Origin of the sequence: Brevundimonas sp. (assembly GCF_044239655.1) — a bacterium.
Lineage (GTDB): Bacteria > Pseudomonadota > Alphaproteobacteria > Caulobacterales > Caulobacteraceae > Brevundimonas.
Genome location: NZ_JBIIAY010000209.1, coordinates 1 through 2,788 on the forward strand (window position 1 = coordinate 1; position 2,788 = coordinate 2,788).

At 66.1% G+C, this 2,788-nt stretch carries 2 protein-coding genes and 1 pseudogene; all 3 read left to right on the forward strand.

Annotated features, from left to right (window positions below; all coding sequences use genetic code 11):
• A pseudogene (locus ACILQR_RS16385) lies at window positions 1-616 on the forward strand (glucose/galactose MFS transporter); the annotation flags it as partial.
• A gap of 61 nt (window positions 617-677) precedes the next feature.
• Window positions 678-1,622 (forward strand): alpha/beta hydrolase, encoded by a 945-nt coding sequence (locus ACILQR_RS16390; RefSeq protein WP_395652424.1) that lies wholly within the window; start codon window positions 678-680, stop codon window positions 1,620-1,622.
• A 36-nt stretch (window positions 1,623-1,658) separates the two neighbouring features.
• Entirely contained in the window at window positions 1,659-2,420 is a 762-nt protein-coding gene (locus ACILQR_RS16395; RefSeq protein WP_395652425.1) for an SDR family NAD(P)-dependent oxidoreductase, read from the forward strand.
• Window positions 2,421-2,788 lie beyond the last annotated feature (368 nt).

Below are 2,788 nucleotides of genomic sequence, written 5' to 3' on the forward strand. Positions count from 1 at the left end.
TCGCCGCGCCAGCGCCGCGGATCGCAAGGGCCTGTCCCTGTGGAAGCACCGCAACCTGGTCTGGGGCGTGCCGGCCATCTTCATCTATCTGATCGCCGAGATCGGCGTGGCCAACCTGTTCATCAACTTCGTGTCCCAGCCGGACATCGCCGCCATTAGCCAGGAGCAGGCCTCACGCTATCTGGCCATCCTGTGGGGCGGGATGATGGTGGGTCGGTTCTTCGGCAGCTGGCTGACGCACCGTTTCCCGGCCGACAAGGTCCTGGCCGTCTTCGCCGTCGGTGCCTTCGTGGTCATGGGGGTTGCGACCTTTGCCAGCGGACCCCTGGCGATGTGGGCGCTGATCTCGGTGGGCCTGTTCCACTCGATCATGTTCCCGACCATCTTCACCCTGGGCATCAAGGGTCTGGGGCCGTTGACCGAGGAGGGGTCCGGTCTGCTGATCATGGCCATCGCCGGCGGGGCCCTGGTCGTGGTGCAGGGCTGGCTGGCCGACCGGTACGGCCTGCAACTGTCCTTCCTGCTGACCATGGTCTGCGAACTGTACATCCTGTTCTACGCCCTGTGGGGGTCACGCCCGACCCACGCCCTGCCGGCGTCCGACGTCAGCGCCTGATCCGGTCACGGTCTCCAGCGCGCACCGGCACCCGATCAACACTCTCAACAGGAGACGCCAAGTGAAACTTCGTCCCATCGCGGCCTTGGCTCTACTGCTGGCGGCTCTCGGCCTGTCGGCCGCGCCCGCCCTGGCCCAGACCTCGCCCGTCACCCCCGCCGAGGCTCCGGCCGAGCCCAACGCCATTCCTCTGAACACCGGCGGGGTCGATGGACAGTCCTCACCCGAAACCTGGTTCAACCAGTGGGGCGACATCTTCACGCGCAACGTCACGGTCGCCACCCTGACCCCGGTCCTGCCGGCGCCCGGCAAGGCGAACGGCGCCGCCGTGGTCGTGGCGCCCGGCGGCGGCCTGCGCTGGCTGTCGATGAACAACGAGGGCTGGGAAGTCGCCCAGGCCCTGGCCGACCGGGGCATCGCCGCCTTCGTCCTGAAATACCGACTGCAGCCCACGCCCACCGATCTGGCCGAGTTCGAGCGGAACATGAACGGCATGTTCGCCGAGGGCGAACGCCGGCCGCCACGCCCGACGGTCGATGCCATGTCGTCCCGGCCCGGCGGGCCCTTCGCCAATCCGGTCGCCGACGCCGAGGCCGCCTTCGCCATGATCCGCGCCCGCGCCGGGGAATGGGGCGTCGACCCCGAGCGCATCGGCATGGTCGGATTCTCGGCCGGCGCCGGCACGACCATGGCCACGACCCTGGCGGGCGGAGCGGCCAGGCCGGTGTTCATCGCACCGATCTACGGGTCCATGGACGCGGTCGAGGTGCCCGCCGACGCGCCGCCCATGTTCGTGGCTCTGGCGATCGACGATCCGCTGTTCGGCAACCGCGGCATCGGCCTGGTCGAGTCCTGGCACCGGGCCGGCAAGCCGGTCGAGCTGCACCTCTATCAGAACGGCGGCCACGGTTTCGGCCTGGGCAACGAAGGCCGCACCAGCCTGGGCTGGTTCGACGTCTTCATGCGCTGGCTGGACGTCAACGGCTGGCTCCAGGCCAAAAGCTGAACACGCCAGAAGCGAAGCGAGCGAAAGAGAGTGGTCATGGGCGCAGTCTATCCGGATCTGGCGGGCCAGACGGTCATCGTCACCGGCGGAGCCGCAGGGATCGGCGAAGCCATCGTGCGGGCCTTCGCACGCCAGGGCTCCCGCGTCGCCTTCATCGACATCGATCAGGCCCGAGGATCAGCCCTGGAGGCAGAGATCAACGAAAGCGGGCAGGGCCATGCGGCCTTCTTCCATTGCGACCTGACCGATATCCCCGCGCTGAAGGCGACGATCGAGGCCGTGCGCAGCCGCTTAGGGCCGATCGAGGCCCTGATCAACAACGCCGCCCATGACGAACGGCATGCGACCCTTGAGGTCACCGAGGCCTATTGGGACGGTCGGATCGCGGTCAATCTGAAGCACCAGTTCTTCGCGGCCCAGGCCGTACTGCCGGACATGGTCGCCAACGGACGCGGATCGATTCTCAACCTGGGCTCGACCTCCTGGATGATCGGTCAGGGCGGCATGGCGGCCTATACGGCGTCCAAGTCCGCAGTGCTGGGGCTGACGCGATCGCTGGCCCGGGACTTTGGCCAGCACGGCGTGCGGGTCAACGCCCTGGCACCGGGCTGGATCATGACCGAGCGCCAGCTCGAGAAATGGGTGACGCCGGACTCCGAGCGGGAACTCTACGAGCGGCAATGTCTGAAGCGCCGGCTGGTCCCCGAAGACATCGCACGCGTCGTGGTGTTTCTCACGTCCTCGGAGGCCTCGGCCATCACGAACCAGCAGTATGTCGTCGACGGCGGCTGGACGTAATAATCGTCACCGGCGTCCCCGGGATTATTGCCTTTGGCCAGTCGAGAAAGACGATGGTGGGTGATGTAGGGCAACCTACCCACGGCCTATAACTTTCATAATAACAACGACGTAGGAAGTTATGGCCTGCGAGTTTCGTATGGCGTTCGTATGGTCTACCCGATGCACGTCCGATGTCCTTCGGGCCGGGCAATCACACGCGTCGGGCTAGGCAGCTCACTTCGATCTGACGAACGCCAGGTGTGGATAAGCCCGAGATTCTCTGCTCTACAGAAACCTACGTTCGGCAGTTCGCCGTCGGTGGAATGGGGCCCTGTCTGTGGAAACCGTCGCGATGGTCAACATGAAAGGTGGAGTCGCTAAAACCA